Source organism: Paraburkholderia sediminicola, from assembly GCF_046027355.1.
In the GTDB taxonomy this organism is placed as follows: Bacteria; Pseudomonadota; Gammaproteobacteria; order Burkholderiales; family Burkholderiaceae; genus Paraburkholderia; species Paraburkholderia sediminicola_B.
The window spans coordinates 149,426-173,640 of sequence record NZ_JAQQEK010000011.1; the positions used below are offsets into that span (position 1 = coordinate 149,426).

The window sequence follows — 24,215 nt, forward strand, 5'->3', positions numbered from 1 at the left end:
TTCCATCGCCCGAATTGCCCACGTTTAACGGTCTTTATCCATCGATCGTGACTCGACGGGTTTCGCAATAATGATCTCAATGGGAAGCGGTATGTTGCCGGTCCGTTAGTCCGTTTACCTCATCGGGGGTCCAGCTTGAACATTCGTAAATTTGTCGGTGCTACCAGTCGTGATGCGCTGCGTCTCGTGCGCGAAGCGTTGGGCGCGGACGCCGTCGTACTGTCCAATCGCACGATGGACGACGGTAGCGTCGAGATCGTCGCGCTGGCCGACAGCGACCTCGCCGCCATCACGCCGAAGGTTCCGCGCGCGGGCGCCGGCGCATCGCAGGCTGGATCGATGAATGCCATGACTGGACAAGCCGCGTTGGCCGCACCCCGCGCCATGCCGGCTGCAGCGCCGATGCAGGCGAATCCGTATGCGAGCGGCATGCCCGATGTGTTCTCGTCGGTGTTCGGCGCAAGCCCGGAAGCGGGCGCGGAGAATTCGGGCAACAACGCTTCCAACGCCAATCTGAATCACGCCGACGATGACGCGAGCGACGCACCGGCCGCCATCATGAAGCCGGCCGCGAACGCGCCGAAGGCCGCATTGCCAGGCACGCCCAAAGCGCTGCCCGCCGCGCCGGTGAAGGCAGCGGCACCGGTCAAGACAGCCGCTGCGTTGCCGTCGCAACCGATCACCCTCGAGCAACCGAGCGCTCGTGCCGCAGCCTCGCGCCTCACCGAAGACATCCGCGCCGATCTGCTCAAGGCGGCCGGCGTGCCTGCCGCGCCGAGCGCCGACGCGCAAACGCCGCGCACGATGGCCGAATCGAATCCGTGGTTGATCGACCACGCGCGCCGCATCGCCGCCGAACAGCAGCAGGCAGGCGCTTATAGCGCGCGCCCCGCCGCGATGACACCGGCCGCCGCGATGGCCAAGGGCCTCGGCGCCGCCGTCGAACCGGGCAAGACCCCCGCGCCGCAAGCTGTCGACACGCCCGACTGGGCGCGCGAAGGCGCGCAAGCCGCCGCGCGCCGCGCCGCGCAGAAAAACGCACCGCCGCCGTCCTCGAACGACGACGCCCGCACGCCCGCTTCGGTCGCCGAAGCGATCAAGGCGCGCATGGAGCAGGTCGTCAACGACACCGTGATGAGCGAACTGTCGTCGATGCGCGGGATGATGGAAGAACACTTCGCCGGCCTGCTGTGGGGCGAGCGCCAGCGCCGCAACCCGGTGCGCGCCTCGCTCACCAAGCATCTGTTCGCGGCCGGTTTCTCCGCGCAGCTCGTGCAGATGATGGTCGACAACCTGCCGGACGACGTCGAGAACATGGAAGGCGGCATGGATTGGGTCCGCTCGGTGCTCGATTCGAACCTGCCGGTGATGGAAGACGAAGACGCGCTGATGGAGCGCGGCGGCGTGTTCGCGCTGATGGGTCCGACGGGCGTCGGCAAGACGACGACCACCGCCAAGCTCGCCGCTCGCTGCGTGATGCGCTTCGGCGCCAGCAAGGTCGCGTTGCTCACCACCGACAGCTACCGGATCGGCGGCCACGAACAACTGCGCATCTTCGGCAAGATTCTCGGCGTGTCGGTGCACGCGGTGAAGGACGGCGCCGACCTGCAACTCGCACTCTCCGAACTGCGCAACAAGCACATCGTGCTGATCGACACGATCGGCATGAGCCAGCGCGACCGCCTCGTCTCCGACCAGATCGCGATGCTGTGCCACGCCGGTCAGCCGGTGCAGCGCCTGTTGCTGCTCAACGCAACCAGCCACGGCGACACACTCAACGAAGTCGTGCAGGCCTATCAACGTGCGCCGGATCAACAGCCGCTCGCCGGCTGCATTCTGACCAAACTCGACGAAGCCACCAATCTGGGCGGCGTGCTCGATACCGTGATCCGCTACAAGCTGCCGGTGCACTACGTATCGACCGGCCAGAAGGTGCCGGAGAACCTGTACGTCGCGACGAGGAAATTCCTGATCAAGAGCGCCTTCTGCATACCGCGCGACAACTCGCCATTCGTGCCGCACGACGACGACATTCCGGCTTTGCTATCCGCTTTGTCCGCGCGTTCCACGGCCGAATTGCACGAGGTCCGCTTTGGATAAGCTCATCTCCGATCAGGCAGAAGGACTGCGGCGGATGTTGGCTCGCAGCGGCTCGCGCGTGATTGCGGTGACGAGCGGCTCGGCCGGCGTCGGCTCGACGACGACGGTGGTGAATCTTGCCGCGGCGCTGACGCAGCAGGGTAAAGACGTGCTGGTGATCGACGAATGCCTCGGCGAGAAGTCGGTGAGCGCGATGCTCGGCGGCGTGCGCGGCGCCGGCAATTTCGCCGCCGTGATGCGCGGCGAGATGACGCTCGACGACGCCGCCGCGCGGCACGCGCTCGGCTTCTCGGTGCTGGCCGCCTCGCGTCCGAACCGGGAAGGCCATACGGCCGCGGAGTTCGGCGTGGTGTTGCGCGGTTCCGCCGACGTCGTGCTGATCGACGCGCAACTCGATCCGCAAGGCCACCTGTCACCGCTCGCGATGCAGGCGCACGACGTGATGATCGTCACGCGCATGGCCGCGCAGGCGATCACCGACGCGTACGCGTGCATGAAGCGCCTGCACTACGGGCACGCCATCGCGCAGTTCCGCGTGCTGGTGAACCACGTGCAGAGCGTGAACGACGCGCATACCGCGTTTGCAAACCTGGCCGGCGTGGCCGGGCGCTACCTGACGGTGGCGCTGGAAGACGCCGGTTGTATTGCCGCCGATGCGCGGATGGCGCGAGCCCTGGAGTTGTCGCGTTGTGTCGTCGATGCGTTTCCATCGACACCGGCTGCGCGCGACTTCCGGCATCTCGCCGCCGAATTGCAGTACTGGCCGATGCGGCCAGCGATGTCGTCGCAAACGCCATGGATGGCGCCTGCGACAGTTACAGCGGCGCAACACGCCGACCAACCGTCTGCGCAGCACGCCTAGAGGCGGCACAAGGACAAGGGGAGCACGATGTACAACGCTCAGGGAAAGATTTCCCAAGCCGAAGTTCTGACGAAGTACGCACCGCTTGTGCGTCGCCTCGGCTTGCAGCTCGTCGCCAAGATGCCGGCGAGCGTCGATCTCGACGATCTGATCCAGGCCGGCATGATCGGACTGCTGGACGCGGCAGGCCGCTACAAGGAAGACCAGGGCGCGCAGTTCGAGACCTACGCCAGCCAGCGGATTCGCGGCGCGATGCTCGACGAGTTGCGCAGCAACGACTGGTTGCCGCGCAGCTTGCGGCGCACCTCGCGTGAAGTGGAAACGGCGGTGCACAAGGTGGAGCAGAATCTGGGCCGCTCGGCGAGCGAAACGGAGATTGCCGAGCACCTGCAAATGCCGCTCGACGAGTATCAGTCGATGCTGCAGGATCTGCACGGCAGCCAGTTGATCTATTACGAAGACTTCGACCGTTCGGCGGACGACGAGCCGTTCCTCGACCGCTATTGCGTCGATCACTCGGACCCGCTGTCGGCGCTGCTCGACGACAGCCTGCGCTCGGCGCTGGTAGAGGCGATCGACCGCCTGCCGGATCGCGAGAAGCTGCTGATGTCGCTGTACTACGAACGTGGCATGAACCTGCGCGAAATCGGCGCGGTGATGGAAGTCAGCGAATCGCGAGTGTGCCAGTTGCACAGCCAGGCCGTGGCCCGTTTGCGCACGCGCTTGCGTGAGATGGCCTGGGCGAACGCCGAGGCGACCTGAAGCGCGGGTTCAGGGTTTCAACGCGCGAGCGAACCGCCGTTTTAGCGGCGGCGCTGAACCTCCGCCCGCTTCACGCATCGGCCATTTCATGTTCCGCGGCCAGCGCCAGAAAGGCCGAGCGCGACATGCCGCGCGCCTGGGCGTACGTGTCGATTTCCTGGACCAGCGCCTCGGGCAACGAGATATTGATACGCACCGCCTTCTTCAAGGCGGGAATATTCCGGGTGGCGACAAGTCCCCACGTGAAACCCGCGTAGTCGGGATTCCGCCGATGCTCTTCCAGCGTGAGTCGCGCGGGAATCGGCAAGCCTTCGTCGAGCAGCAGATCCAGATGCGCCTCGATGGCTGCCTTCGCGTTCGCGTAGGCTTCTTCCAGCGTATCGCCTGCTGCATAACAACCCGGGATGTCGGGCACGATCACGCCGAACGCTTGATCCGCATTGCCCGGTTCAATCGCGATCGGAAAAGTCAGGTTTTTCATTTCAGTCCCGCCTGTTTCAAGATGCTGTTCAATGTGCCGGGCGGAAGGTCTTTCTTCGGATGCGGGATGGTCACGAGACCGGCTCTTGCCGCGTGACGGAAATGATGGTGGCTGCCCGATATGCGGATCAGTTCCCAACCAGCCGCTCGAATGAGTTTGACGACCTCGGCACTTTTCATATTGCACCCCTCGAATCATACACACGATTACACAACCTCGCTAGTGGATAGCACTCCGTTGATGCTCGTCCGGAGAGTCTTGAAAAAGCTCGGGACGGCGGAGCGACTCAGTAAGAGGAAGTCGTGATTTCAACGCGGCAGACGAATCCGCGCCACCTGGCCGGATGGCTAACGTGTGTGGGAGAAGGAGTGAGCTCCACTTCGGAGTGGCAGGCCTGAAAAGCAAAAAGGGCTCGTCAAAAGACGAACCCTTTTCAATTCATTAATGTAAAGCAGACCCGCGCGTCAGGCCGCGTAGCTCCAGTGAAAATCTTTACACGGCGGGACGCGCCGGAATCCGGCCATCCGGACCATAAAAACCGACCTTCTGCGGCACGGCTACCTGCAGCGCCGTGAGCGCTCGCTGGTTGTAGTCCATCCGCACGCGGATCAGTTCACCGTTGCTGGTATTGCAGCGCCGCGCGCGTTCGGCGGCTTTCTGCAGCAGCGACCACTGCTCGGCGACGCGTGCGTCGGTGCTGGCCGCGAGCTCCATGCCGGGCCAGCCGGCCGGAAAGCCTAGCTCGGCGAGCAGCCCGTCGCGCGTGGCTTCGAGCTTGGCGAGCTCGCCGATCAGTTCGGTTTTCTTCTCGACGATCGGCGGCAGCAATTCCAGCGGGGACAAGGCAGTCAACGCCTTGGTCTCGAGCGTCAGAATCGAGGCAAATGCCTCGACGGCCGAATATTCTTCGATGAGGGTGGCAAGCAGGGCGTCTTTCATCTCAACAACTCGCTGAACACGACGGCTCGCGCGTGATCCGCGAGCCGGGTTTGTCGAACGCCGCCCGGCACTTCACCGTACTTCGATGCGTCGATCAGTTGCCGGTCGACGAGGTTTTGCTTTGCAACAGTTCGCGTGCGGTGTTCAGCACGCCGTCGGCGATCTTGCCGGAATCGATCTTCAGCGAGCCGTCCTTGATGGCCTGCTTGATCGACTCGACGTGCGCCGTGTCGATATCGGCCGAGCCGGATGCCGCGAGGCTGCGCAGATGCTGCGACAGACCCGACAGGCTGACGCTGGCGTCGCCCGAACCGCTGGTGGTGGTCTGCGAGGCCGTGCCCGCATTCTGCGCATTGCCGTTCGCGGTCGTCGCGTCGCTTTGTTGCGAACGGGACAGGGCGTCTTTCAACGTCGGCAGATTCGAATTGGTTGTGGAATCGACTTTCACGATTGGCTTCCTGAACGATTTGATCCTTATAACGGCTACCGCTGATCAAAACTTTAGCGCAATCGATCAAGGCGTTACCTTTCCTTACATCTCCGGTCAAGCCGTTGGCCCGCCTGATTTCGGTGCTGTCCATCGTGCCGTTGGCGCAAGGCGGGACGGGCGTTGAACGATGAACAGGCACCGGATGAACATCCCGCCGGTTCACAGCTGAATCTCCACGGTCGAGCCGTCTTTCACGATGCCGGAGATGATCTGGCCGTTGGCCGTCTTGACCCGCACCTGCTGCCCCGGCGACGCATTGTTCATCGCGCTGCCTTCGGCCGAAATCGCGAAACCTTCGCCGGCGGCCACGACCCGCACCGTCTGCCCAATCGATACCGCCGACGCGCTTTTCAGCATGTCGCGGCGCAGTGGCATGCCGCCGGCGACGCGCGTGAGCGTGACCGAGCCGACCGCCTGCGACGGATCCGTGACGATGGCCTGCGGCAAGCCGGTCAGGTCGCCGTCGCGCGCGACGAGGTCGGCGGCGGTGAGCACCTCGCCCGGCGCCATCGCGCGGGCGGCCAGATAGTAGGTGGCGTGCAGCGAGATGCGCGCCTGCAGATAAATGGTCCACGGACGCTCACCCGCGCAGCGTACGCCGACGGTCATGCGGCCCCACAGACGCGCGCCGCTCGGCATGAACGGTTCGAGCATCGTGCAAGCCGCGAGCCCGCGCGGAAACGCCGGCGCCACGGTGATGTCGACCTTGCCGGGCAAGCCGGCGGATTGTTGCTGCAGGAACGCGAGTGCGGCGCTGCGGATCGCTTCCGGGTCTTGCTGGCCAGGCAGTGGCGCGGCTGGCGCGAGTGTCGCGGGGCGCAGATTCTGCTGCGCGACGGCGGGGGCGAGTTGCCGCACGGCCGGCGTGCGGGCGATGGCGGCCGGCGCTGGCGCAACTGTCGGAGCAAGCGCAGGAGCGACGGCGGCCTTCGTCACGACCGGCTTGCCGTTCGCGCCCAACTGCGGCGGCTCACCGCGTGAAGCCAGGCTGTCGAAGCCTGCCGCTGCGGAGGCGCCAGCGGCTGCGTTGAGCGGCGCATTGGCGGCCACCGGCTGAACGCCCGCAGCTTGCCGTGCGCCATTGACCTGCGGCGCGGGCGTCACCACGACCGGAACCACCTGACGCGAACCGGGCACGACATTGACTTTCGCGACGCCGTCCATGGCATTGGCATTGCCGCTGCCCGGCGCGGGAATCGTCACGACACCGTTGGCGTCGGGCTTGAAGTTGGTGCGGATCATTTGCGGCGCGGCGGGCGGTTCGCCGGCGCCCGGAATGACGATCGAGCCGCTCGCATTGGCGGCGCGCGTGAATGAATCGGCGTCGCGAGTCGCGGGATTCGGCGTCAGCGACTGCGCCGTGGCTGCGGCCAACGTCGCAGCGGAGCCAGTGCGCTTCGCCGGCGCGGCTTGCATGTGTTCGGCCAGATCGGCGAGCGCGGCCGGATTCTTTTCTCCCGGACCGGGAATCACGATCGGGCCGCCGGCTTCCTGAGCCTGCGAGCTGACCGGCAGCAGCACGATGCCGCCGGCGACCCACACCGTCAGGCTCACGACGAGGCGAATCAGGAGGCGCGAGGCCGTGCGCGCGGCACGCCGTGCGATGCCAGCGCCCGCACCCACGCGATGCGCCGCCGCGCAATTCGCGCGGTGCGTCGGATCGAAGGCGGGCTGGTCCATCGTGTTTCTCCATCGAATGCATCGGTACGCCTTGCATTCTAGTGAGCGCCCCCTTTGCGCAAACGTTGAATAGAAGCCCCCTTTCCCGGTTATTCGTCCGATTGCCGCTTGCGTTCGGCCCATAAGATGCACCTCATGCAAAAAGGTCTTCCCGCCTGGTGCAGTCCTCACGCGAGGCACGCACGGGAAGCCTCGGGAACGTTCTCCGGAGATTCTTATGCTGGACAAACTCGATGCCGAATTCGCCTTTGGCCGTGAAGCGCTCGATGTACGCGCTTACCGGCAGGAGCTGTTGTCGTCGAATATCGCCAACGCCGATACCCCCGGGTACAAGGCGCGCGACGTCGACTTCGCCTCGTCGCTCGCCGGCGCGCTGAAGAAGAGCGGCGGCGCCACCGGAACCGCGGCGTCGAACAACGCGACGCTGGCGATGACGCAGCCCGCGGGTGTGACGAGCGGCATGTCGATGGTGTCGACCGCGCCGGGCCACATGGCCGGCAAGTCGACGCTGACGCCGACCGGCGGCACGTCCGACGACTACGGCAACCTGCAGTACCGCGTGCCGACCCAACCCGCGCTCGACGGCAACACGGTCGACATCGATACCGAGCGGGTGCAGTTCGCGGACAACACATTGCATTTCGAATCGGGCATGACGGTGCTGTCCGGCCAGATCAAAACGATGCTGTCGGCGATCCAGTCGGGCTCGTAAGAAGCCACGCCGACAGACTCAGCAGTACGCAAGAACAATCGCTACGGGATTAACACTTGAGCCGGTTCGAACCGTGCAACTGCGTTGCATGGGGCCGGAGTAAGTGCTGAAGCACTAACACCGGCCGACACAGGAGAAGTCAGGAAACATGCCATCTTTAATGAACATTTTCGGTGTCGCAGGCTCCGCGATGTCGGCGCAGTCGCAGCGGCTCAACGTGACGGCGTCGAATCTCGCCAACGCGGACAGCACGACCGGCCCGGACGGCCAGCCGTACAAGGCCAAGCAGGTCGTGTTCGCGGTCAGCCCGCTCGGCGGCGCGCGCACGGCTTCCGGCCAGCAGGTCGGCGGCGTGCAGGTCACCGGCGTGGTCGACGACCCGACGCCGATGAAGACCGCCTACGACCCCGGCAATCCGGCCGCGAACTCGGACGGCTACGTCACGTTGCCGAACGTCGATCCGGTGCAGGAGATGGTCAACATGATCTCGGCCTCGCGCTCGTACCAGGCCAACGTCGAGACCCTGAACACCGCCAAGACACTGATGCTGAAAACGCTCACGATCGGAACCTGAGGAGAGCTCCTTGACCACCAACACCACCATCGGCGGCAGCGGCACGACTGTGTCGCAAACGCTGCTCGATACGATGAACGGCACGAACAGTGCCACGAGTTCCACGGGCAGCACGTCCGGCACCTCGGCGACCGATCTGCAGAACACCTTCCTGCAACTGCTCGTCGCGCAGTTGAAGAACCAGGACCCGACCAATCCGATGGACAGCTCGCAGATGACCTCGCAGCTGGCGCAGATCAACACGGTCTCGGGCATCAGCCAGTTGAACACGACGCTCAGCTCGCTCGCCACGCAGATGTCGGCGGGCCAGCAGTCGCAAGCCGCGCTGCTGATCGGCTCGACCGTGCTTGCTCCTGGCAGCTCGGTGGCGGTCGCGAGCGGCAAGGCCGGCGCGTTCGGCGTGCAGCTCGCCAACTCGGTGGGCGATCTGCAGGTCGTCGTGAAGAACTCGGCGGGCCAGATCGTCAACACGATCGACCTCGGCAAGCAGTCGGCCGGCACGATTCCGGTGGGCTGGACGCCGACCGACACGGCGGGCAATGCGCTGCCGGACGGCACCTACACGATCAGCGCGGTCGGCACGATCAACGGTCAACAGGCCACGGCCACCACGCTCACGGGCGCCACGGTGCAAAGCGTCGTCATGCAGCCCAACGGTACGCCGGGCCTCGTGCTCTCGAACGGCTCGACGGTCGGCTTGACCAGCGTCGCCGCCATCCTCTGATTCAGATTCTGTCAGTTACGACTTTCCAGATACGGAGACCGTCATGGGTTACCAACAAGGTTTGAGTGGTCTGTCGGCATCGTCGAGCGATCTCGACGTGATCGGCAACAACATTGCCAACGCGAATACGGTTGGCTTCAAGAGCGGCGCCGCGCAATTCGCCGACATGTACGCCAATTCCGTGGCGACCGCGGTGGGCAACCAGGTCGGCATCGGCACCAAGCTCGCCGAAGTGCAACAGCAGTTCTCGCAAGGCACGATCACCAGCACCAACCAGGCGCTCGACGTCGCCATCAACGGCAACGGCTTCTTCCAGTTGTCGAATAACGGTTCGCTGGTGTACTCGCGCAACGGCGTGTTCCAGCTCGACAAGAACGGCTTCATCACCAACTCGCAAGGCCTGCAGCTGATGGGCTATGCCGCGAACAGTTCGGGCATCATCAACACCGCGCAGACCGTGCCGCTTACCGTGCCGACCGCGAACATCGCGCCGCAAGCGACTACCAAGATCACCGCCGGCCTGAACCTGAACGCGCAGGATCCGCTGATGCTCGGCACGCCGGCCGTCACGCCGACGCTCGTCGCGGGCAGCACGCTGACGACGCCCGGCGCGACCATCACGAACACCGCTTCGGGCACGAACAACGACAACTACACCGTCAACTTCACGAGCCCGACGACCTACACGGTCACCGACACCACGCTCGGCACGACCTCCGCCGCCGCGACCTACACGGCGGGCTCGGCGATCTCGCTCGGCAACGGCCAGACCATCACGTTCAACGGCGTGCCGGCGACCGGCGACAGCGTCGCGATCGCGCCGACCCCGGTGGCGTTCAACCAGAACAGCTCGTCGACGTACAACTACTCGACCAGCACGACGGTCTACGACTCGCTCGGCGGCTCGCAGACGGTCAACATGTACTTCGCCAAGACCTCGGCCGGTACGTGGAACGTGTATGCCGGCACTTCGACGGGCACGGCGCAGCTGATCGGTCACGCGAACTTCAACTCGTCGGGCACGCTGCTCGGCACGACGGACGCAGCCGGTGTGGCCACCACCACGCCGTTCGCCTACAACTTCTCGATTCCGACCACCGACGGTTCGTCGACGCCGCAGAAGCTGACGCTGAACATCGCCGGCACGACGCAGTACGGCGGCAAGGACGGTGTGAACTCGCTGCAGCCCGACGGCTACGCCGCCGGCACGCTGACGAGCTTCACGATCGGCGCCGACGGCACGCTGACCGGCAACTATTCGAACCAGCAAACGGCGGCCCTCGGCCAGATCGTGCTGGCGAACTTCTCGAACCAGAACGGTCTCGTGAACCTCGGCAACAACGAGTTCCAGCAGACCTCGGCTTCGGGCGTCGCGCAGATTTCCGCGCCGGGCTCGACCAACCACGGCGTGCTGCAAGGCGGCGCGGTGGAAAACTCGAACGTCGATCTGACGAGCGAACTGGTGAACCTGATCACCGCGCAACGCAACTATCAAGCGAACGCGCAGACGATCAAGACCCAGCAGACCGTCGACCAGACCCTGATCAACCTGTAAGCGACCGGGACTAACCCATCATGGATCGGCTGATCTACACCGCGATGTCGGGCAGTACGCAGGCGCTCGAACAGCAGGCAATCGTCGCGAACAACCTGGCCAACGCATCGACCACCGGTTTTCGCGCGCAACTGGCGACTTTCCGCGCCGTGCCGATGTCGTTCGGCGACGGCAGTTCGATCAACGACAACACCACGCGCACCTTCGTGCTGTCGTCGACGCCGGGCGCGGACTACACACCCGGGCCGATCCAGCAGACGGGCAACCCGCTCGACGTGGCGATTCAGGGGCCGGGCTGGCTGGCGGTGCAAACCGCCGACGGCGGCGAGGCCTACACGCGCGCCGGCAATCTGCATGTCGACGAAAACGGCCAACTGGTGAACGCCACCAATCAGGTGGTGCTCGGCAACGGCGGTCCGGTGTCGGTGCCGCCGGGCGCGGAAATCACCATCGGCAAGGACGGCACGGTGTCCGCGCTGACGCCGGGCGATCCGCCCACCGCAGTGGTGACGGTCGATCAGTTGAAGCTGGTGAATCCGGATCCGCAAACCATGACGCGTGGCGACGATGGCCTGTTTCGCACCGCCGACGGCAATGCCGCCGACGCGGATCCGGCCGTCACGCTGGCGCCGGCCTCGCTCGAAGGCAGCAACGTGAATCCGGTCAGCGCGATGGTCTCGATGATCACCAACGCGCGCCAGTTCCAGATGCAGACGAAGCTGCTGGAAAGCGCCGACAAGAACGACCAGTCCGCCAACCAGCTGCTCAGCTTTAGCTAACGGGCGCGTAGGCGCCTCGGAGAAGAACCATGAATCGCTCACTCTACATCGCCGCGACCGGCATGAATGCGCAACAGGCGCAGATGGACGTGATTTCGAACAACCTCGCGAACGTCAGCACCAACGGCTTCAAGGGCTCGCGCGCGGTGTTCGAGGATCTGCTGTATCAGACCGTCCGCCAGCCGGGCGCGAACTCGACGCAGAACACCGAACTGCCGTCCGGCATCCAGTTGGGCACCGGCGTGCAGCAGGTCGCCACCGAGCGTCTGTACACGCAGGGCAACCTGCAACAGACCGGCAACTCGAAGGACATCGCCATCAACGGCCAGGGCTTTTTCCAGGTGCAGATGCCCGACGGCACGACCGCTTACACCCGTGACGGTTCGTTCCAGACCAACGCGCAAGGCCAGCTCGTGACGTCGAGCGGCTACCAGGTGATCCCGGCGATCACGATCCCGAACAACGCGACCTCGCTCACCATCGGCAGCGACGGCGTGGTGTCGATCACCGTGGCCGGCTCGACCAACAGCCAGCAACTCGGCTCGATGCAGATCGCGACTTTCATCAACCCGGCCGGTCTGGACGCGAAGGGTGAAAACCTGTTCGCGGAAACCGCTTCGTCGGGCGCGCCGAATGTCGCGCAACCGGGCCTGAACGGCGCCGGCACGCTGAATCAGGGATACGTGGAAGCATCGAACGTGAACGTGGTGCAAGAACTGGTGAACATGATCCAGACGCAACGCGCTTACGAAATCAACAGCAAGGCCGTGACGACCTCTGACCAGATGCTGCAGACCCTGAGCCAGATGCAGGTTTAAAGCTCAAGGGACTGGGAACAAACAGGCAGCAAAACAGGCGGTAATGATGATGTCGCACTTCACTCGCAATCCGGTTCATTCGCGCACCGCTCAGGCGCTCGTGCAGCTCACGCTGCTCGCGGCCCTGGGTGGCTGCGGCCTCGTGCCGAAGCAGCCGATCACGCAGCAGCCGATGACGGCCATGCCGCCGATGCCGCCGTCGGCGCAGTCGCCGGGCTCGATCTACAACCCGGGTTACGCGGGCCGGCCGTTGTTCGAAGACCAGCGGCCGCGCAATGTCGGCGACATCCTGACGATCGTGATTCAGGAAAACGTCAACGCGACGAAATCGTCGGGCGCGGGTGTGAACCGCAGTGGCAACACTGCCTTCGACGTGGCGAGCGCCGGCTTTCTCAATGGCCTGTTCGGCAGGACCAACCTGAGCGCGAACGGCGCCAACAAGTTTGCCGCGACGGGCGGTGCGAATGCGTCGAACACGTTTAGCGGCGTGATCACCGTCACGGTGACGGGCGTGCTGCCGAACGGCAACCTGATGGTCAGCGGCGAGAAGCAGATGCTGATCAATCAGGGTAATGAATTCGTGCGCTTTTCAGGCGTGGTGAATCCCAACACGATCTCCAACCTGAACGCCGTGTACTCGACCCAGGTGGCCGACGCGAAGATCGAATATTCCGCGAAGGGCTATATCGACGAATCCGAGAATATGGGCTTCCTGCAGCGCTTCTTCCTCAACGTGTCGCCGTGGTGATCATGCGTACCGTTTTCTCCAGCACACGCATCCGCACCCGCCTCGCGCGATTCGCCGGTTTCGGTCGTGCGCTCGCCTTCGTCGCGCTTGCCTGCGCGGCGCTGCCGGCGGCCACGCCTGCTTATGCCGAACGTCTGAAGGACCTCGTGCAGATCCAGGGCGTGCGCGACAATCCGCTGATCGGCTATGGCCTCGTCGTCGGCCTCGACGGTACGGGCGACCAGACCACGCAAACGCCGTTCACCACGCAGACGCTCGCCAACATGCTGGCGAACCTCGGCATCTCGATCAACAACCAGGCGGCGGGCTCGAGCAACTCGCAGTCGTCGCTCTCGAACATCCAGCTGAAGAACGTCGCCGCGGTGATGGTGACGGCGGTGCTGCCGCCGTTCGCACGTCCGGGCGAAGCGATCGACGTGACCGTGTCGTCGCTCGGCAATGCAAAGAGCCTGCGCGGCGGCACGCTGCTGCTCACGCCGCTGAAGGGCGCCGACGGCCAGGTGTACGCGCTCGGCCAGGGCAATCTCGCGGTCGGCGGCGCCGGCGCGAGCGCCAACGGCAGCAAGGTGCAGGTGAACACGCTGGCCGCGGGCCGCATTGCCGGCGGCGCGATCGTCGAACGCGCGGTGCCGACTTCGGTATCGCAAGCGGGCACGATGCAGCTCGACCTGAACGAAATGGACTACGACACCACGCAGCGTGTGGTGGCCGCGGTGAACAACGCATTCGGCGGCGGCACGGCCACCGCGCTCGACGGCCGCACGATTCAACTGCGCGCGCCGAGCGATCCGGAGCAGCAGGTCGCCTTCATGGCGCAATTGCAGAACCTCGACGTCAAGCCGGCGCAAGCCGCCGCGAAGGTGATCCTGAACGCGCGCACCGGCTCGATCGTGATGAATCAGATGGTCACGCTGCAGAACTGCGCGGTGGCGCACGGCAACCTCTCGGTCGTGATCAATACGCAGCCGGTGGTGAGCCAGCCGGGCGCGTTCTCGAACGGCCAGACGGTGGTGGCCAAGCAGTCGCAGATTCAGATGAAGCAGGACAACGGTGCACTGAAGCTGGTGACCGCCGGCGCCAATCTCGCCGAAGTGGTGAAGGCGCTCAACGCATTGGGTGCGACGCCCGCGGATCTGATGTCGATCCTGCAGGCGATGAAAGCGGCGGGCGCTCTGCGCGCCGACCTGGAAATCATCTAAGGAAGACACAGGATGAATTCGGATACGACCAATTCCGCCGCTTCGGCAAACGACCTGACCCAGCGCTTCGCGCTCGACGTGCAGGGTTTCGCGAAGCTGAGCGCGCAGGCCAAGGCATCGCCGCAAGCCGGCATGAAGATGGCCGCGCAGCAGTTCGACGCGGTGTTCACGCAGATGATGTTGAAGAGCATGCGCGATGCGACGCCGCAAGACGGTCCGTTCGACTCGCACGACAGCGCCACCTTCACGTCGATGATGGACCAGCAGTTGTCGCAACAGATGTCGCAAAAGGGCATTGGCGTGGCTGACGCAATGCTCAAGCAACTGATGCGCAATCAGGGCATGCAGGTGGGCGGCGGTGCGAGTGGTGCAGGCGGTTTGGCCGGCATGGCCAACGCATTGGGCGGCAGCAGCAGCGGCGGCGATGAAGGCCAGACCGCGGCGCTGAACGCGCTCGCCAAGGCGTACGGCAACGCGCAGGCCAACGGCCAGTTGGCGATGGGCAAGGGCTACTCGGCCAACAGCGCGTTGACTCCGCCGCTCAAGGGCGACGGCAGCTCGCCGAAGGTCGACGCTTTCGTCGACAAGCTCGCCGAACCGGCGCAGGCCGCCAGCGCGGCGACTGGCATTCCGGCTCGTTTCATCATCGGCCAGGCCGCGCTCGAATCGGGCTGGGGCAAGAGCGAGATCAAGAAGGCGGACGGTTCGACCAGCCACAACGTGTTCGGCATCAAGGCGACCAAGGACTGGACCGGCAAGACCGTGTCGACGGTCACGACCGAATACGTGAACGGCAAGCCGCAGCGCGTTGTCGAAAAATTCCGCGCGTACGACTCGTATCAGGAAGCCATGACCGACTACGCGAGCCTGCTCAAGGGCAATCCGCGTTACGCGCAGGTGATCAATTCGGCGCATGACGTGAACGGCTTTGCCAATGGCATGCAGCGCGCCGGTTACGCGACCGATCCGCACTACGCGAAAAAACTGATGTCCATCATGCAGAAGATGGGCTGAGCTGGCGTGAACGCAGTCCGAATCACCCGATCATTCAACCGGATCAAAACCATGCACGCGACGGGGCCAGGTGCATAACAAGACGGACGAGGCCGGCCGCCCATGGGCGGCCGGTCCACCCGCGAGAGGCATGGCGCGTTTAACGTTTGCGGCAAATAATTCATGACAGGCCCCTAAATTTTGGCCGGATACTGCCGCTAATCAGTTAGACCCAATACCGGAAAGCGTTGTAATGTCTGGTTGGGATGCGCGTGCTGCGGCTTCGATGAAGACCGCGCGAAAGCCCCGGCAGGAGCCCTGGCACGCGCCCGCAAGAACATGCATACCGGCAAGCCCATGGATACTACCCAGTCGAACGGCCAGACCGACACACACGGCCAGTTGCACGCTCAGACCGACGAAGGCGGCAACGATTTTGGCCGTCGCAATCCGCTGGAGATCGGCGTCCAGTTGCGCAATCTCGTCAATCGCGGCGATTTCCTCACCGTTCAATACTCAGGCGGACAGCTCGTCACGCGTCTACTCGACGTCGACGTGCGCGGCCGCACCTTCACGTTCGATTGGGGCGCGTTGTCCGATCAGAACAAGGGCTTGCTGGGCGCGCCGCGCTGCCAGTTCCACGCGCAGCCGGACGGCGTGCGCGTCGAATTCGCCACCGGCACGCCGCGCGAGACCCGTTTCGAAGGACTGCCTGCATTCGAGGCCGACTTTCCCGAGGTGCTGTTCTACGTGCAGCGCCGCGAGTACTTCCGCGTCGATGCGCCGATTCTCGATCCGTACGTGTGCTCCGGCCGTTTGCCCGAAGGCGATACGTTCCGCTTCGAGGTGCACGACCTGTCGCTCGGCGGCGTCGGCATGCGCACCTCCGACGAACGCGTGGCCGAATTGCCGATGGGCACGCGCCTGCTCGATTGCGAATTGGCGCTCGGCGCGCTCGGCCGGCTCTCGCTCGATCTGCAACTCGTGTCGCATCGCTCCACCGCGCTGCCGAACGGCACGCAGCGTTTTCAACTCGGCTTCCGTTTTCTGACGCTGCCGGGCAGCGCGGAAAACACGCTGCAACGTCTGATCACGCAGCTCGAGATGAAGCGCCGTTCGCTGGTGCGCTGATTGAAATGTTGGATCCGCGGTGCGTGAGAGGGGTTGCTCGCGCACCGTGTTCGCTTGCCGGTTCATCGTCACTTCCTTGCCACCTGTTTTCCGCACCGGCGCGCGTCCCTGCGCGATGAGTGACAAGCCCGGCAGGCAAGCCTCGCAAACGTTGAAACAAACGTCGAACACGCATCGGAATGACCTCAATTTTTCCTTGTTGAGGCCGTTAAACAAGATGTTCAAGTAACGCGGCGGCATGTGTACGGTGTCGCCCTTCAGGATGACGCATGTCCAATCTCATCAATCTCGGCCTCAGTGGACTGAACGCAGCCCAGTGGGGACTCACGACGACCGGCCAGAATATCAGCAACGCGTCGACGCCCGGCTACACCATCGAAACACCGGTGTATGCGGAAAGCGGTGGCCAGTACACGGGCTCGGGCTATCTGCCGCAAGGCGTCTCGACCACGACCGTGACGCGCCAGTACAGCCAGTATCTGACCACTGAGCTGAACAATGCGCAGTCGTCGGGCAGCGCGCTGTCGACGTACAACACGCTGATCTCGCAACTGAACAATCTGATCGGCAGCCCGACCGCCGGGATTGCGAGCGCGATCACCAGCTACTTCACCGGCTTGCAGAACGTCTCGAACAACGCGTCGAGCCTGGCCACGCGTCAGACCGCGATGAGCGGCGCGCAGACGCTGGTGAACCAGATCAACGCCGCAGGTCAGCAATACGACGCGCTGCGCCAGAGCGTCAACACGCAGCTCACCAACACCGTTTCGCAGATCAACAGCTACACGCAGCAGATCGCGCAGCTGAACGGACAGATCGCCCAGGCCAGCACGCAAGGCCAGCCGCCGAACCAGCTGATGGATCAGCGCGATCTCGCCGTGTCCAACCTGTCGCAACTGATCGGCGTGAACGTCGTGAACAGCAACGGCAGCTACAGCGTCTTCATGAGCAACGGCCAGCCGCTGGTGTCCTCCACCAACAGCTACAACCTGGGTACGGCGCCTTCGACCGGCGACACCAGCGAATTGTCCGTGCAGTATCTCGGCCAGGCGGGTGCGAACCCGGCAGCCGCGCCGCAGAACCTGCCCGACAGCAAGATCGACGGCGGCACGCTCGGCGGCCTGCTCGCGTTCCGCAGCCAGACGCTCGATCCGGGCGAGGCGCAACTCGGCGCGATCGCCGTGAGCTTCTCCGCGCAGGTCAACGCGCAAAACGGACTGGGCATTACGCTCGCCGGCGCCAAGGGTGGCGCGCTGTTCTCGGTGGGCGGCCCGACGGTCTATGCGAACACGCAAAACACCGGCAATGCGTCGCTGAACGTGTCGTTCGCGGATCCCACGCAACCGACCACCGGCGACTACACGCTGGCCTACAACGGCACCACCTACACGCTGACCGACAATTCGACAGGCAGCGTGGTGGGTTCGGCGACCAACCTGAGCCAGCCGATCAACGGCTTGAATTTCTCGACCACCGGGACGATGAACCCTGGCGACTCGTTCACGGTCGAGCCGACCCGCGGCGCGCTGAACAGCTTCGCGACCGCCACCACCGACGCATCGGCGATTGCCGCCGCAGCGCCGGTGCTGGGCGCGGCCGCCGCGAGCAACACCGGCACCGGCACGATCACGCAGGGCACGGTGACGGCCGGCTACACCATGCCGAATTCGACCACCACGCTGTCTTACGACGGCACGGGCCTGTCCGGTTTCCCGGTCGGTTCGACGGTGACGGTGGCAGGTTCCCCCGCCACCACGTATTCGATCATCAGCGCGGCGACCGTGGTGCCGTATTCGTCGGCCACCGGCGCGTCGCTGACGATCAACAACGCGACCGCCGGCCAGATGAACAACGTCTCGGTGACGATCAGCGGCGCACCGGCGGCCGGCGACAAGTTCACCATCGGCCCGAACACCGGCGCGAACAACGACGGCCGCAACGCACTGGCGCTGTCGAATCTGTCCACCGCCAAATCGCTGTCGGGCGGCACGGTCACGCTGACGGGCGCGTATGCGAACTACGTCAACAATATCGGCAACCAGACCAATCAGATTCAGACGTCGAGCACCGCGCAAAGCTCGCTGGTGACGCAGATCACCACCGCGCAGCAGTCGGTTTCGGGCGTGAACATCAACGAAGAAGCAGCCAACCTGCTTCAGTATCAGCAGCTGTATCAGGCGAACAGCAAGGTCATCCAGACCGCGCAGACCCTGTTCCAGACGATACTCGGCATCTTCCAGTGAGGCGTTGACAATGCGCATCTCCAGCACGCAGTACTTCAACATGAACGTCGCGACGATGAGCGATCAGCAAGCTCAGTTGTCGCAGTTGTATGCCGAGATTTCGAGCGGCGTGAGCCTCTCCACGCCGTCGGACAATCCGCTCGGCGCGGCGCAGGCCGTGCAGTTGAGCTCGACGGCGACGACCCTGTCGCAATACACGACCAATCAGGGCAGCGCGCTCGCCTCGCTGCAGCAGGAAGACACCACGCTCGGCAGCGTCAACACCGTGCTGCAAACCATTCATACGCTGGTGCTGCGCGCCGGCGACGGTTCGCTGAACGACGGCGACCGCGGCTCGATCGCGACGCAACTGCAAAGCTTGCGCAGCCAGTTGATGACGCTCGCCAATTCGACCGACCCGCAAGGCAACTACCTGTTCGCCGGCTACCAAAGCAGCGCGCAGCCGTACACCACGAATTCGGCCGGCGTCGTGACTTATTCCGGCGACACCGGCACGCCCGGCGTGCAGATCACCGATTCGCACGTCGTGCAGACCGGCGACAACGGCATTGCGATCTTCGGCAGTGTCGCGCCGATCGGCACCAGCTCCGTGCCCGCCGCGAAAACCGGCAACACCGGCACGGGCGTGATCAGCACGGTGAGCCTGAACAACCCGACCGATCCGACCAACGCGGACAAGTATTCGATCGACTTTTCGTCGGCGACCACCTACACCGTGAGCCAGACCGATCCGGCTACCGGCGCGGTGACCACGAGCGCGCCGCAAGCGTTCACGGCCGGTTCGGCGATCACGCTCGGCGGCCAGTCGGTGTCGATCACCGGCGCGCCGAACGCGGGCGACAGCTTCACGGTGACGCCGGCCACGCAAGGCAGCATGGACGTGTTCGCGAATCTGAGCCAGTTGATCACCACGCTGCAAACGCCGGTGTCGGGCGGCGCTTCGACGGCCAGCTTCCAGAGCGCGCTGACCACCAGCATGACCCAGCTCGAAAACACGATGAATAACGTCGTCACGGCGCAAGCGGCAGTGGGCGGCCGCGAGCAGGAAGTGCAGGCATTGCAGACCGTCACGCAGACCAACACGCTGCAGACCTCGAGCAACCTCGCGGATCTGACGCAGACCGATATGGTCAAGACGATCGGCAAGTACACGATGACGCAGGCCGCACTGCAAGCGGCGCAACAGGCGTTCGCGAAGATTCAGAACATCTCGCTGTTCCAGTACCTGAGCTGATAGCACGAGCAGTCTGAAACGGCGAAGGGCGGAATCCGGTGTGAGCCGGTTCCGCCCTTCTTCTTTTTTCATTGCACCGCGCGGTGAGCGAAGCGTGCTATTTGAACCCGGCCGCCACGCGCCCCATCTGATCGAGACCGACGTCGAAGAGCCGTATGAAGAACGGAATCATGTTCGGGGTCATCAGCTGCAGAAGCAGCATGCCGATCAGCATGGTCAGCGGGAAGCCGATCTGGAACACGCCGATCTGCGGCGCGGCGCGATTCAGAATGCCGAGCGAGAGATTGGTGATAAGGAGCGCGGCGACCACCGGCAGCGACAGCAGCAGCCCCGCCGAAAATACCGTGCCGCCGAAATTCGCGAGCGTGCGCCAGCCGGGCGCGCCGAGAATGTTCGCCGACACCGGCACCGACTGAAACGTGGCGAGCAGCGCGCTGATCATTTGCAAATGGCCGTCGATCACGAGAAACACCAGCATGGCGATAGTGTTCATGTAGCTCGACAGCACCTGGCTCGAGCTGGCGGCCTGCGCGTCGAAGAAGGTCGCAAAGCCGAGACCCATGCCGAGACCGACGAAGTCGCCCGTCGCGCTGATCGCCTGAAACACGATCTGCATGGTGACGCCGAGCGCAATGCCGATCAGGAATTGGTTGACGATGATCCACACGCCTTCGGCGGAAAACACCGTGACTTGCGGCAGCGCGCCGAGCGTGGGCGCGACGATGATCGTGACGAAGGCCGCGAGGCCGATCTTCACGCGGATCGGCAGCGAGCGGTTGCCGAGCACCGGCGCGGTGGCGACCAGCGCGAGGATGCGCACGAACGGCCACAGGAACGCGGTAAGCCAGGCGTTCAGTTGCGCGTAGGTGACGGAGAACATCGCGGGTCGGAAGGGAAGGTGAGAGGAAGGTGAAAACCCGCGCCGCTCAGTTGACGAGCGTCGGAATGTTGGTGAGCGTCTGGCGCAGATAGTCGAGCATGGTCGTGAGCATCCACGGGCCGGCGATCACCATCGTGACGGCAATCGCGAGCAGCTTGGGGATGAACGACAGCGTGCTTTCGTTGATCTGCGTGGCGGCCTGGAACAGGCTCACCACCAGACCGACCACCAGCGCGACCAGCAGCAACGGCGCGGCGAGCAGCAGGCCGACATACATGGCCTGGTGCGCGAGCGTCATGACGGATTCTTGATTCATGGCGATGGGACCGGAAGCGTGAAGGGCGCGGGGCGCGGTTAAAAAGCGCGGTTAAACGAAGCTCTGCGCGAGCGAGCCGAGCAGCAACTGCCAGCCGTCCACCAGCACGAACAGCATCAGCTTGAACGGCAGCGAAATGGTCGCGGGCGACACCATCATCATACCCATCGACATCAGCACGCTCGCCACCACCATATCGATGATGAGGAATGGAATGAAAATCGTGAAGCCGATCTGGAAGCCGGTTTTCAGTTCGCTCGTCACGAACGAGGGCACCAGCAGCGACAGCGGCACGTCTTCCGGACCTTGCATCGGCGCGGCGTGCGAGATGCGGGCGAAGAGGGCGAGATCGCTTTCGCGGGTCTGGCGCAGCATGAACGTCTTGAACGGGGCGAGGCCGCGGTTGACGGCGGTTTCCATCGGAATCGTGCCGTCGGAGAACGGCTTGTAGCCGTCGGTGTAGGCCTTGTCGAGCACCGGCGACATCACGAACAACGTGAGGAACAGCGCGAGGCCGACGAGCACCTGGTTAGGCGGCGTCGTGGTCGTGCCGAGCGCCTGGCGCAGCAGCGAGAGCACGATGATGATGCGCGTGAAGCTGGTCATCATCAACACCATCGCCGGCAGGAACGACAGCATCGTGAGCAGCAGCATTGTCTGCACGCTCAGCGAGTAGGTCGTGCCGCCGTTCGGGCCGGGGCTCGTGTTGAAGGCCGGCAAGCCGGCGGCCTGCGCGAACGACAGTGTCGGCAGTGCGAGCATCAGCGCCGGCAACGCGACGGGTGCCACGCGGCGCGCGGCGGAAATCACTTTCGAGGTGGTGCTGGACATGCGAGCGGATTGCGCGTGACGCGCCGAAGGAAGACTGAACTGCATTACCGAACCCCGCCGCCTTGCCCGTTGAAACGTTTGCCCACTTCGCCTTTCAAAGCGTCGCGAAAGCGTTGGCCGAAGGTGCCCGGCAGTGCCGTGCCCGTCGCTGGCGCGCTTGCCGAACCGGGTTGCGTGGCGCCGAGCGGATCGATGGCGGCCGAACCTGCCGGCATCGTGTGAAGAAGGCGGACATTGCCGGGTGCCGTGCCGAGCACGAGCCACGTATCGCCGATCTCGACCACCGCGACCCGCTCCTTGCCGCCGAGCGAGGCGCCGCCGACCGTCTTCACGAGGCCGCCGCGGTTGGCCGGCTGCAAGCCGAAGCGGCGAGCGAGCCATGCGCAACCGAACACCAGACCGATCACGACCAGCAGGCCGACAACGGTCTGCAATACCGCGCCGACGCCGAGCGCCGGAACCGCCGTGCCCGCGCCGACGCCCGAGGCGATTTTCGCGGCGTTGTTGACCGCGTTCATATCCGCCGCATGAGCGGCCGACGGTGCGAGCAGCGCGAAGATCGACGCCGTGGCGCATAGCGCCGCCACGACGTTTGCCGCCCGTGCAGCGCGAGTGAGAACAGTGCGCGTCACGGCGCGACCGGCAACGCGTTTCATCGATTCAACTTCCGGATACGTTCGGACGGCGTGATGATGTCGGTCAGACGGATACCGAACTTGTCGTTCACCACCACCACCTCGCCCTGCGCGATCAGGCAGCCGTTGACCAGCACGTCCATCGGTTCGCCCGCCATGCCGTCCAGCTCCACCACCGAACCTTGCGCAAGTTGCAGCAGATTGCGGATCGCGATCTTGGTGCGGCCGAGTTCGACGGTCATCTGAACAGGGATGTCCAGGATCATGTCGATGTCGTTGCGCGTCGAAGTCGGTTCGACTTTCGACAGCGGCTGGAACACGCCCGCCGTCGTCGCGCTGACTTCCGTATTGTCGTTCTGCTCGGCCAGCGCGCTGGCCCAGTCCGCCATGGCCGCTTCGTCTTCGGCGGCGGCTGCGTCGGCGGCGAATTGCGGCTCGCCAGCGGCCAGTTCGGCCTCAGTCTTTGCGTTCAGGTCACTCATATCCACCTTCCTTCATCGTTTCGGCTGCGCTGATCATCTTCTGGACCCGCAACGCATACTGACCATTGAAAATTCCGTAGCCGCATTCCATCACCGGCACGCCATCGACTTTCGCCGTGATGTGTTCGGGGATGTTGATCGGCAGAACATCGCCCTTGCGCATGTTCAGGATCTGTTCGAACGTGACCGGCACTTGAGCCAAGTCGGCGGTCAGTTCCACTTCCGCTGCCTGCACCTGCTGCGACAGCACGCGGACCCAGCGGCGGTCGACTTCGAGCGCCTCGCCCTGGATCGGCGACGAGAGGATGTCGCGGATCGGTTCGATCATCGAGTACGGCATGCAGATGTGCAGCGTGCCGCCCGTCGTGCCGAACTCGATCGAGAACTGCGTGACGATGACGATTTCGTTCGGCGTCGCCACGTTGGCGAATTGCGTGTGCATTTCCGAGCGCACGTATTCGAACTGCAGCGGACGCACGCTTTTCCACGAAGCCGTGTAGTTGTCGAACACCAGGTTCAGCAACTTGTTGATGATGCGCTGCTCGGTCTGCGTGAAATCGCGGCCTTCGACGCGGGTATGGAAACGCCCGTCGCCGCCGAACAGGTTGTCGACCACGAAGAACACCAGGTTCGGATCGAACACGAACAGCGACGTGCCGCGCAACGGCTTGACGTGGACCAGGTTCAGATTGGTCGGGATCGGCAGGTTGCGGGTGAATTCGCTGTACTTCTGCACCTTCACCGGACCGACGGAGATTTCCGCCGAGCGCCGCATGAAGTTGAAAATACCGACGCGCAACAGACGCGCGAACCGGTCGTTGATGATTTCGAGGCCGGGCATCCGGCCGCGGACGATGCGTTCCTGCGTCGCGATGTTGTAGGGCCGTACGCCCACACGGTCGCTTTGCTCGGCTTCCGAGTCGGTTTCGCCGGTTACGCCCTTGAGGAGGGCATCGACCTCCTCCTGGGACATGAACTCTTCGTGGCCCATTCCTTATTCCTCGTGCGTCCCGTGGCGGTTGATGATGGCAGCGCTGATTAACGTCA

Annotated in this window: 26 protein-coding genes; 15 read left to right on the top strand and 11 right to left on the bottom strand. The window is 64.3% G+C overall.

Annotated features, from left to right (window positions below; genetic code table 11):
- Positions 1-135 precede the first annotated feature (135 nt).
- From flhF to PQR42_RS20360, 3 genes are read left to right on the top strand one after another with little or no spacing between them, the layout of a single operon-like run.
- Entirely contained in the window at positions 136-2,100 is a 1,965-nt protein-coding gene (gene flhF, locus PQR42_RS20350; RefSeq protein ID WP_408384002.1) for a flagellar biosynthesis GTPase FlhF, read from the top strand.
- Complete coding sequence (locus tag PQR42_RS20355; RefSeq protein ID WP_408207180.1) at positions 2,093-2,962, top strand: nucleotide-binding protein; 870 nt, start codon at positions 2,093-2,095, stop codon at positions 2,960-2,962. Before flhF ends, PQR42_RS20355 begins: the two co-directional genes overlap by 8 nt.
- A gap of 27 nt (positions 2,963-2,989) precedes the next feature.
- Complete coding sequence (locus PQR42_RS20360) at positions 2,990-3,724, top strand: RNA polymerase sigma factor FliA (protein ID WP_012434714.1); 735 nt, start codon at positions 2,990-2,992, stop codon at positions 3,722-3,724.
- 70 nt (positions 3,725-3,794) lie between these two features.
- On the opposite strand, the gene PQR42_RS20365 is transcribed toward PQR42_RS20360, so the two are convergent.
- From PQR42_RS20365 to flgA, 5 genes are all read right to left on the bottom strand, one after another.
- Positions 3,795-4,205: a type II toxin-antitoxin system HicB family antitoxin gene (locus PQR42_RS20365; RefSeq protein WP_408207182.1), complete on the bottom strand. Its 411-nt coding sequence runs from the start codon at positions 4,203-4,205 to the stop codon at positions 3,795-3,797.
- The gene (locus PQR42_RS20370; protein ID WP_408207184.1) at positions 4,202-4,384 is read right to left on the bottom strand and encodes a type II toxin-antitoxin system HicA family toxin; all 183 of its coding nucleotides are present in this window, start codon (positions 4,382-4,384) and stop codon (positions 4,202-4,204) included. The genes PQR42_RS20365 and PQR42_RS20370 overlap by 4 nt, the downstream gene beginning before the upstream one ends.
- Positions 4,385-4,697: 313 nt before the next feature.
- A complete protein-coding gene (locus tag PQR42_RS20375) occupies positions 4,698-5,144 on the bottom strand; it encodes a flagella synthesis protein FlgN (protein WP_408207186.1) in 447 nt (148 codons plus the stop codon).
- A gap of 94 nt (positions 5,145-5,238) precedes the next feature.
- A complete protein-coding gene (gene flgM, locus PQR42_RS20380; protein ID WP_408262381.1) occupies positions 5,239-5,592 on the bottom strand; it encodes a flagellar biosynthesis anti-sigma factor FlgM in 354 nt (117 codons plus the stop codon).
- Between the two features lie 201 nt (positions 5,593-5,793).
- A complete protein-coding gene (flgA, locus tag PQR42_RS20385; RefSeq protein WP_408384004.1) occupies positions 5,794-7,314 on the bottom strand; it encodes a flagellar basal body P-ring formation chaperone FlgA in 1,521 nt (506 codons plus the stop codon).
- A 217-nt stretch (positions 7,315-7,531) separates the two neighbouring features.
- Between flgA and flgB the strand changes: the two genes are divergently transcribed.
- The 12 genes from flgB (at position 7,532) to flgL (ending at position 20,024) form a co-directional block, all read left to right on the top strand.
- Complete coding sequence (gene flgB / locus PQR42_RS20390; protein WP_408207192.1) at positions 7,532-8,026, top strand: flagellar basal body rod protein FlgB; 495 nt, start codon at positions 7,532-7,534, stop codon at positions 8,024-8,026.
- Between the two features lie 148 nt (positions 8,027-8,174).
- Positions 8,175-8,600, top strand: a complete 426-nt coding sequence (gene flgC / locus PQR42_RS20395; RefSeq protein ID WP_012434707.1) for a flagellar basal body rod protein FlgC — start codon at positions 8,175-8,177, stop codon at positions 8,598-8,600.
- A 10-nt stretch (positions 8,601-8,610) separates the two neighbouring features.
- Positions 8,611-9,324, top strand: a complete 714-nt coding sequence (locus PQR42_RS20400; RefSeq protein WP_408207194.1) for a flagellar hook assembly protein FlgD — start codon at positions 8,611-8,613, stop codon at positions 9,322-9,324.
- Positions 9,325-9,367: 43 nt separating this feature from the next.
- Positions 9,368-10,879, top strand: a complete 1,512-nt coding sequence (locus PQR42_RS20405; RefSeq protein ID WP_408207196.1) for a flagellar hook protein FlgE — start codon at positions 9,368-9,370, stop codon at positions 10,877-10,879.
- Between the two features lie 20 nt (positions 10,880-10,899).
- Positions 10,900-11,658, top strand: a complete 759-nt coding sequence (gene flgF / locus PQR42_RS20410; RefSeq protein WP_012434704.1) for a flagellar basal-body rod protein FlgF — start codon at positions 10,900-10,902, stop codon at positions 11,656-11,658.
- A gap of 29 nt (positions 11,659-11,687) precedes the next feature.
- A complete protein-coding gene (gene flgG, locus PQR42_RS20415; RefSeq protein ID WP_408207198.1) occupies positions 11,688-12,476 on the top strand; it encodes a flagellar basal-body rod protein FlgG in 789 nt (262 codons plus the stop codon).
- A gap of 49 nt (positions 12,477-12,525) precedes the next feature.
- Complete coding sequence (flgH, locus tag PQR42_RS20420; RefSeq protein ID WP_408207293.1) at positions 12,526-13,224, top strand: flagellar basal body L-ring protein FlgH; 699 nt, start codon at positions 12,526-12,528, stop codon at positions 13,222-13,224.
- Between the two features lie 2 nt (positions 13,225-13,226).
- Positions 13,227-14,423, top strand: a complete 1,197-nt coding sequence (locus tag PQR42_RS20425) for a flagellar basal body P-ring protein FlgI (RefSeq protein WP_408384006.1) — start codon at positions 13,227-13,229, stop codon at positions 14,421-14,423.
- Between the two features lie 12 nt (positions 14,424-14,435).
- On the top strand, positions 14,436-15,437 hold the full coding sequence (gene flgJ / locus PQR42_RS20430; protein ID WP_408207202.1) for a flagellar assembly peptidoglycan hydrolase FlgJ: 1,002 nt from the start codon (positions 14,436-14,438) through the stop codon (positions 15,435-15,437).
- 336 nt (positions 15,438-15,773) lie between these two features.
- Positions 15,774-16,547: a flagellar brake protein gene (locus PQR42_RS20435; protein ID WP_408207204.1), complete on the top strand. Its 774-nt coding sequence runs from the start codon at positions 15,774-15,776 to the stop codon at positions 16,545-16,547.
- A 269-nt stretch (positions 16,548-16,816) separates the two neighbouring features.
- Positions 16,817-18,790, top strand: coding sequence for a flagellar hook-associated protein FlgK (flgK, locus tag PQR42_RS20440; protein ID WP_408207206.1), 1,974 nt, complete (start codon positions 16,817-16,819; stop codon positions 18,788-18,790).
- Between the two features lie 10 nt (positions 18,791-18,800).
- Complete coding sequence (gene flgL / locus PQR42_RS20445) at positions 18,801-20,024, top strand: flagellar hook-associated protein FlgL (RefSeq protein ID WP_408207208.1); 1,224 nt, start codon at positions 18,801-18,803, stop codon at positions 20,022-20,024.
- Positions 20,025-20,121: 97 nt separating this feature from the next.
- Here the strand turns inward: flgL and fliR are convergent, their stop codons facing one another.
- From fliR to fliM, 6 genes are read right to left on the bottom strand one after another with little or no spacing between them, the layout of a single operon-like run.
- Positions 20,122-20,904: a flagellar biosynthetic protein FliR gene (fliR, locus tag PQR42_RS20450; protein ID WP_408207210.1), complete on the bottom strand. Its 783-nt coding sequence runs from the start codon at positions 20,902-20,904 to the stop codon at positions 20,122-20,124.
- A gap of 46 nt (positions 20,905-20,950) precedes the next feature.
- The gene (fliQ, locus tag PQR42_RS20455; protein WP_011490196.1) at positions 20,951-21,220 is read right to left on the bottom strand and encodes a flagellar biosynthesis protein FliQ; all 270 of its coding nucleotides are present in this window, start codon (positions 21,218-21,220) and stop codon (positions 20,951-20,953) included.
- 51 nt (positions 21,221-21,271) lie between these two features.
- Entirely contained in the window at positions 21,272-22,096 is an 825-nt protein-coding gene (gene fliP, locus PQR42_RS20460; protein ID WP_408384009.1) for a flagellar type III secretion system pore protein FliP, read from the bottom strand.
- Positions 22,096-22,707, bottom strand: coding sequence for a flagellar biosynthetic protein FliO (fliO, locus tag PQR42_RS20465; protein WP_408384011.1), 612 nt, complete (start codon positions 22,705-22,707; stop codon positions 22,096-22,098). The genes fliP and fliO overlap by 1 nt, the downstream gene beginning before the upstream one ends.
- Positions 22,704-23,168, bottom strand: coding sequence for a flagellar motor switch protein FliN (gene fliN / locus PQR42_RS20470; protein ID WP_408207216.1), 465 nt, complete (start codon positions 23,166-23,168; stop codon positions 22,704-22,706). Before fliN ends, fliO begins: the two co-directional genes overlap by 4 nt.
- Positions 23,161-24,159 (bottom strand): flagellar motor switch protein FliM, encoded by a 999-nt coding sequence (gene fliM, locus PQR42_RS20475; protein ID WP_012434692.1) that lies wholly within the window; start codon positions 24,157-24,159, stop codon positions 23,161-23,163. The genes fliN and fliM overlap by 8 nt, the downstream gene beginning before the upstream one ends.
- Positions 24,160-24,215 lie beyond the last annotated feature (56 nt).

Excerpts from the sequence above, each read along its gene's own strand:
- PQR42_RS20360 (WP_012434714.1), top strand. The coding sequence starts at position 2,990 with ATGTACAACGCTCAGGGAAAGATTTCCCAAGCCGAAGTTCTGACGAAG.
- PQR42_RS20365 (WP_408207182.1), bottom strand. The coding sequence starts at position 4,205 with ATGAAAAACCTGACTTTTCCGATCGCGATTGAACCGGGCAATGCGGAT.
- PQR42_RS20370 (WP_408207184.1), bottom strand. The coding sequence starts at position 4,384 with ATGAAAAGTGCCGAGGTCGTCAAACTCATTCGAGCGGCTGGTTGGGAA.
- PQR42_RS20375 (WP_408207186.1), bottom strand. The coding sequence starts at position 5,144 with ATGAAAGACGCCCTGCTTGCCACCCTCATCGAAGAATATTCGGCCGTC.
- flgA (WP_408384004.1), bottom strand. The coding sequence starts at position 7,314 with ATGGACCAGCCCGCCTTCGATCCGACGCACCGCGCGAATTGCGCGGCG.
- flgB (WP_408207192.1), top strand. The coding sequence starts at position 7,532 with ATGCTGGACAAACTCGATGCCGAATTCGCCTTTGGCCGTGAAGCGCTC.
- flgC (WP_012434707.1), top strand. The coding sequence starts at position 8,175 with ATGCCATCTTTAATGAACATTTTCGGTGTCGCAGGCTCCGCGATGTCG.
- PQR42_RS20405 (WP_408207196.1), top strand. The coding sequence starts at position 9,368 with ATGGGTTACCAACAAGGTTTGAGTGGTCTGTCGGCATCGTCGAGCGAT.
- flgF (WP_012434704.1), top strand. The coding sequence starts at position 10,900 with ATGGATCGGCTGATCTACACCGCGATGTCGGGCAGTACGCAGGCGCTC.
- flgG (WP_408207198.1), top strand. The coding sequence starts at position 11,688 with ATGAATCGCTCACTCTACATCGCCGCGACCGGCATGAATGCGCAACAG.
- flgH (WP_408207293.1), top strand. The coding sequence starts at position 12,526 with ATGTCGCACTTCACTCGCAATCCGGTTCATTCGCGCACCGCTCAGGCG.
- PQR42_RS20425 (WP_408384006.1), top strand. The coding sequence starts at position 13,227 with ATGCGTACCGTTTTCTCCAGCACACGCATCCGCACCCGCCTCGCGCGA.
- flgJ (WP_408207202.1), top strand. The coding sequence starts at position 14,436 with ATGAATTCGGATACGACCAATTCCGCCGCTTCGGCAAACGACCTGACC.
- PQR42_RS20435 (WP_408207204.1), top strand. The coding sequence starts at position 15,774 with ATGGATACTACCCAGTCGAACGGCCAGACCGACACACACGGCCAGTTG.
- flgK (WP_408207206.1), top strand. The coding sequence starts at position 16,817 with ATGTCCAATCTCATCAATCTCGGCCTCAGTGGACTGAACGCAGCCCAG.
- flgL (WP_408207208.1), top strand. The coding sequence starts at position 18,801 with ATGCGCATCTCCAGCACGCAGTACTTCAACATGAACGTCGCGACGATG.
- fliR (WP_408207210.1), bottom strand. The coding sequence starts at position 20,904 with ATGTTCTCCGTCACCTACGCGCAACTGAACGCCTGGCTTACCGCGTTC.
- fliQ (WP_011490196.1), bottom strand. The coding sequence starts at position 21,220 with ATGAATCAAGAATCCGTCATGACGCTCGCGCACCAGGCCATGTATGTC.
- fliP (WP_408384009.1), bottom strand. The coding sequence starts at position 22,096 with ATGCAGTTCAGTCTTCCTTCGGCGCGTCACGCGCAATCCGCTCGCATG.
- fliO (WP_408384011.1), bottom strand. The coding sequence starts at position 22,707 with ATGAAACGCGTTGCCGGTCGCGCCGTGACGCGCACTGTTCTCACTCGC.
- fliN (WP_408207216.1), bottom strand. The coding sequence starts at position 23,168 with ATGAGTGACCTGAACGCAAAGACTGAGGCCGAACTGGCCGCTGGCGAG.
- fliM (WP_012434692.1), bottom strand. The coding sequence starts at position 24,159 with ATGGGCCACGAAGAGTTCATGTCCCAGGAGGAGGTCGATGCCCTCCTC.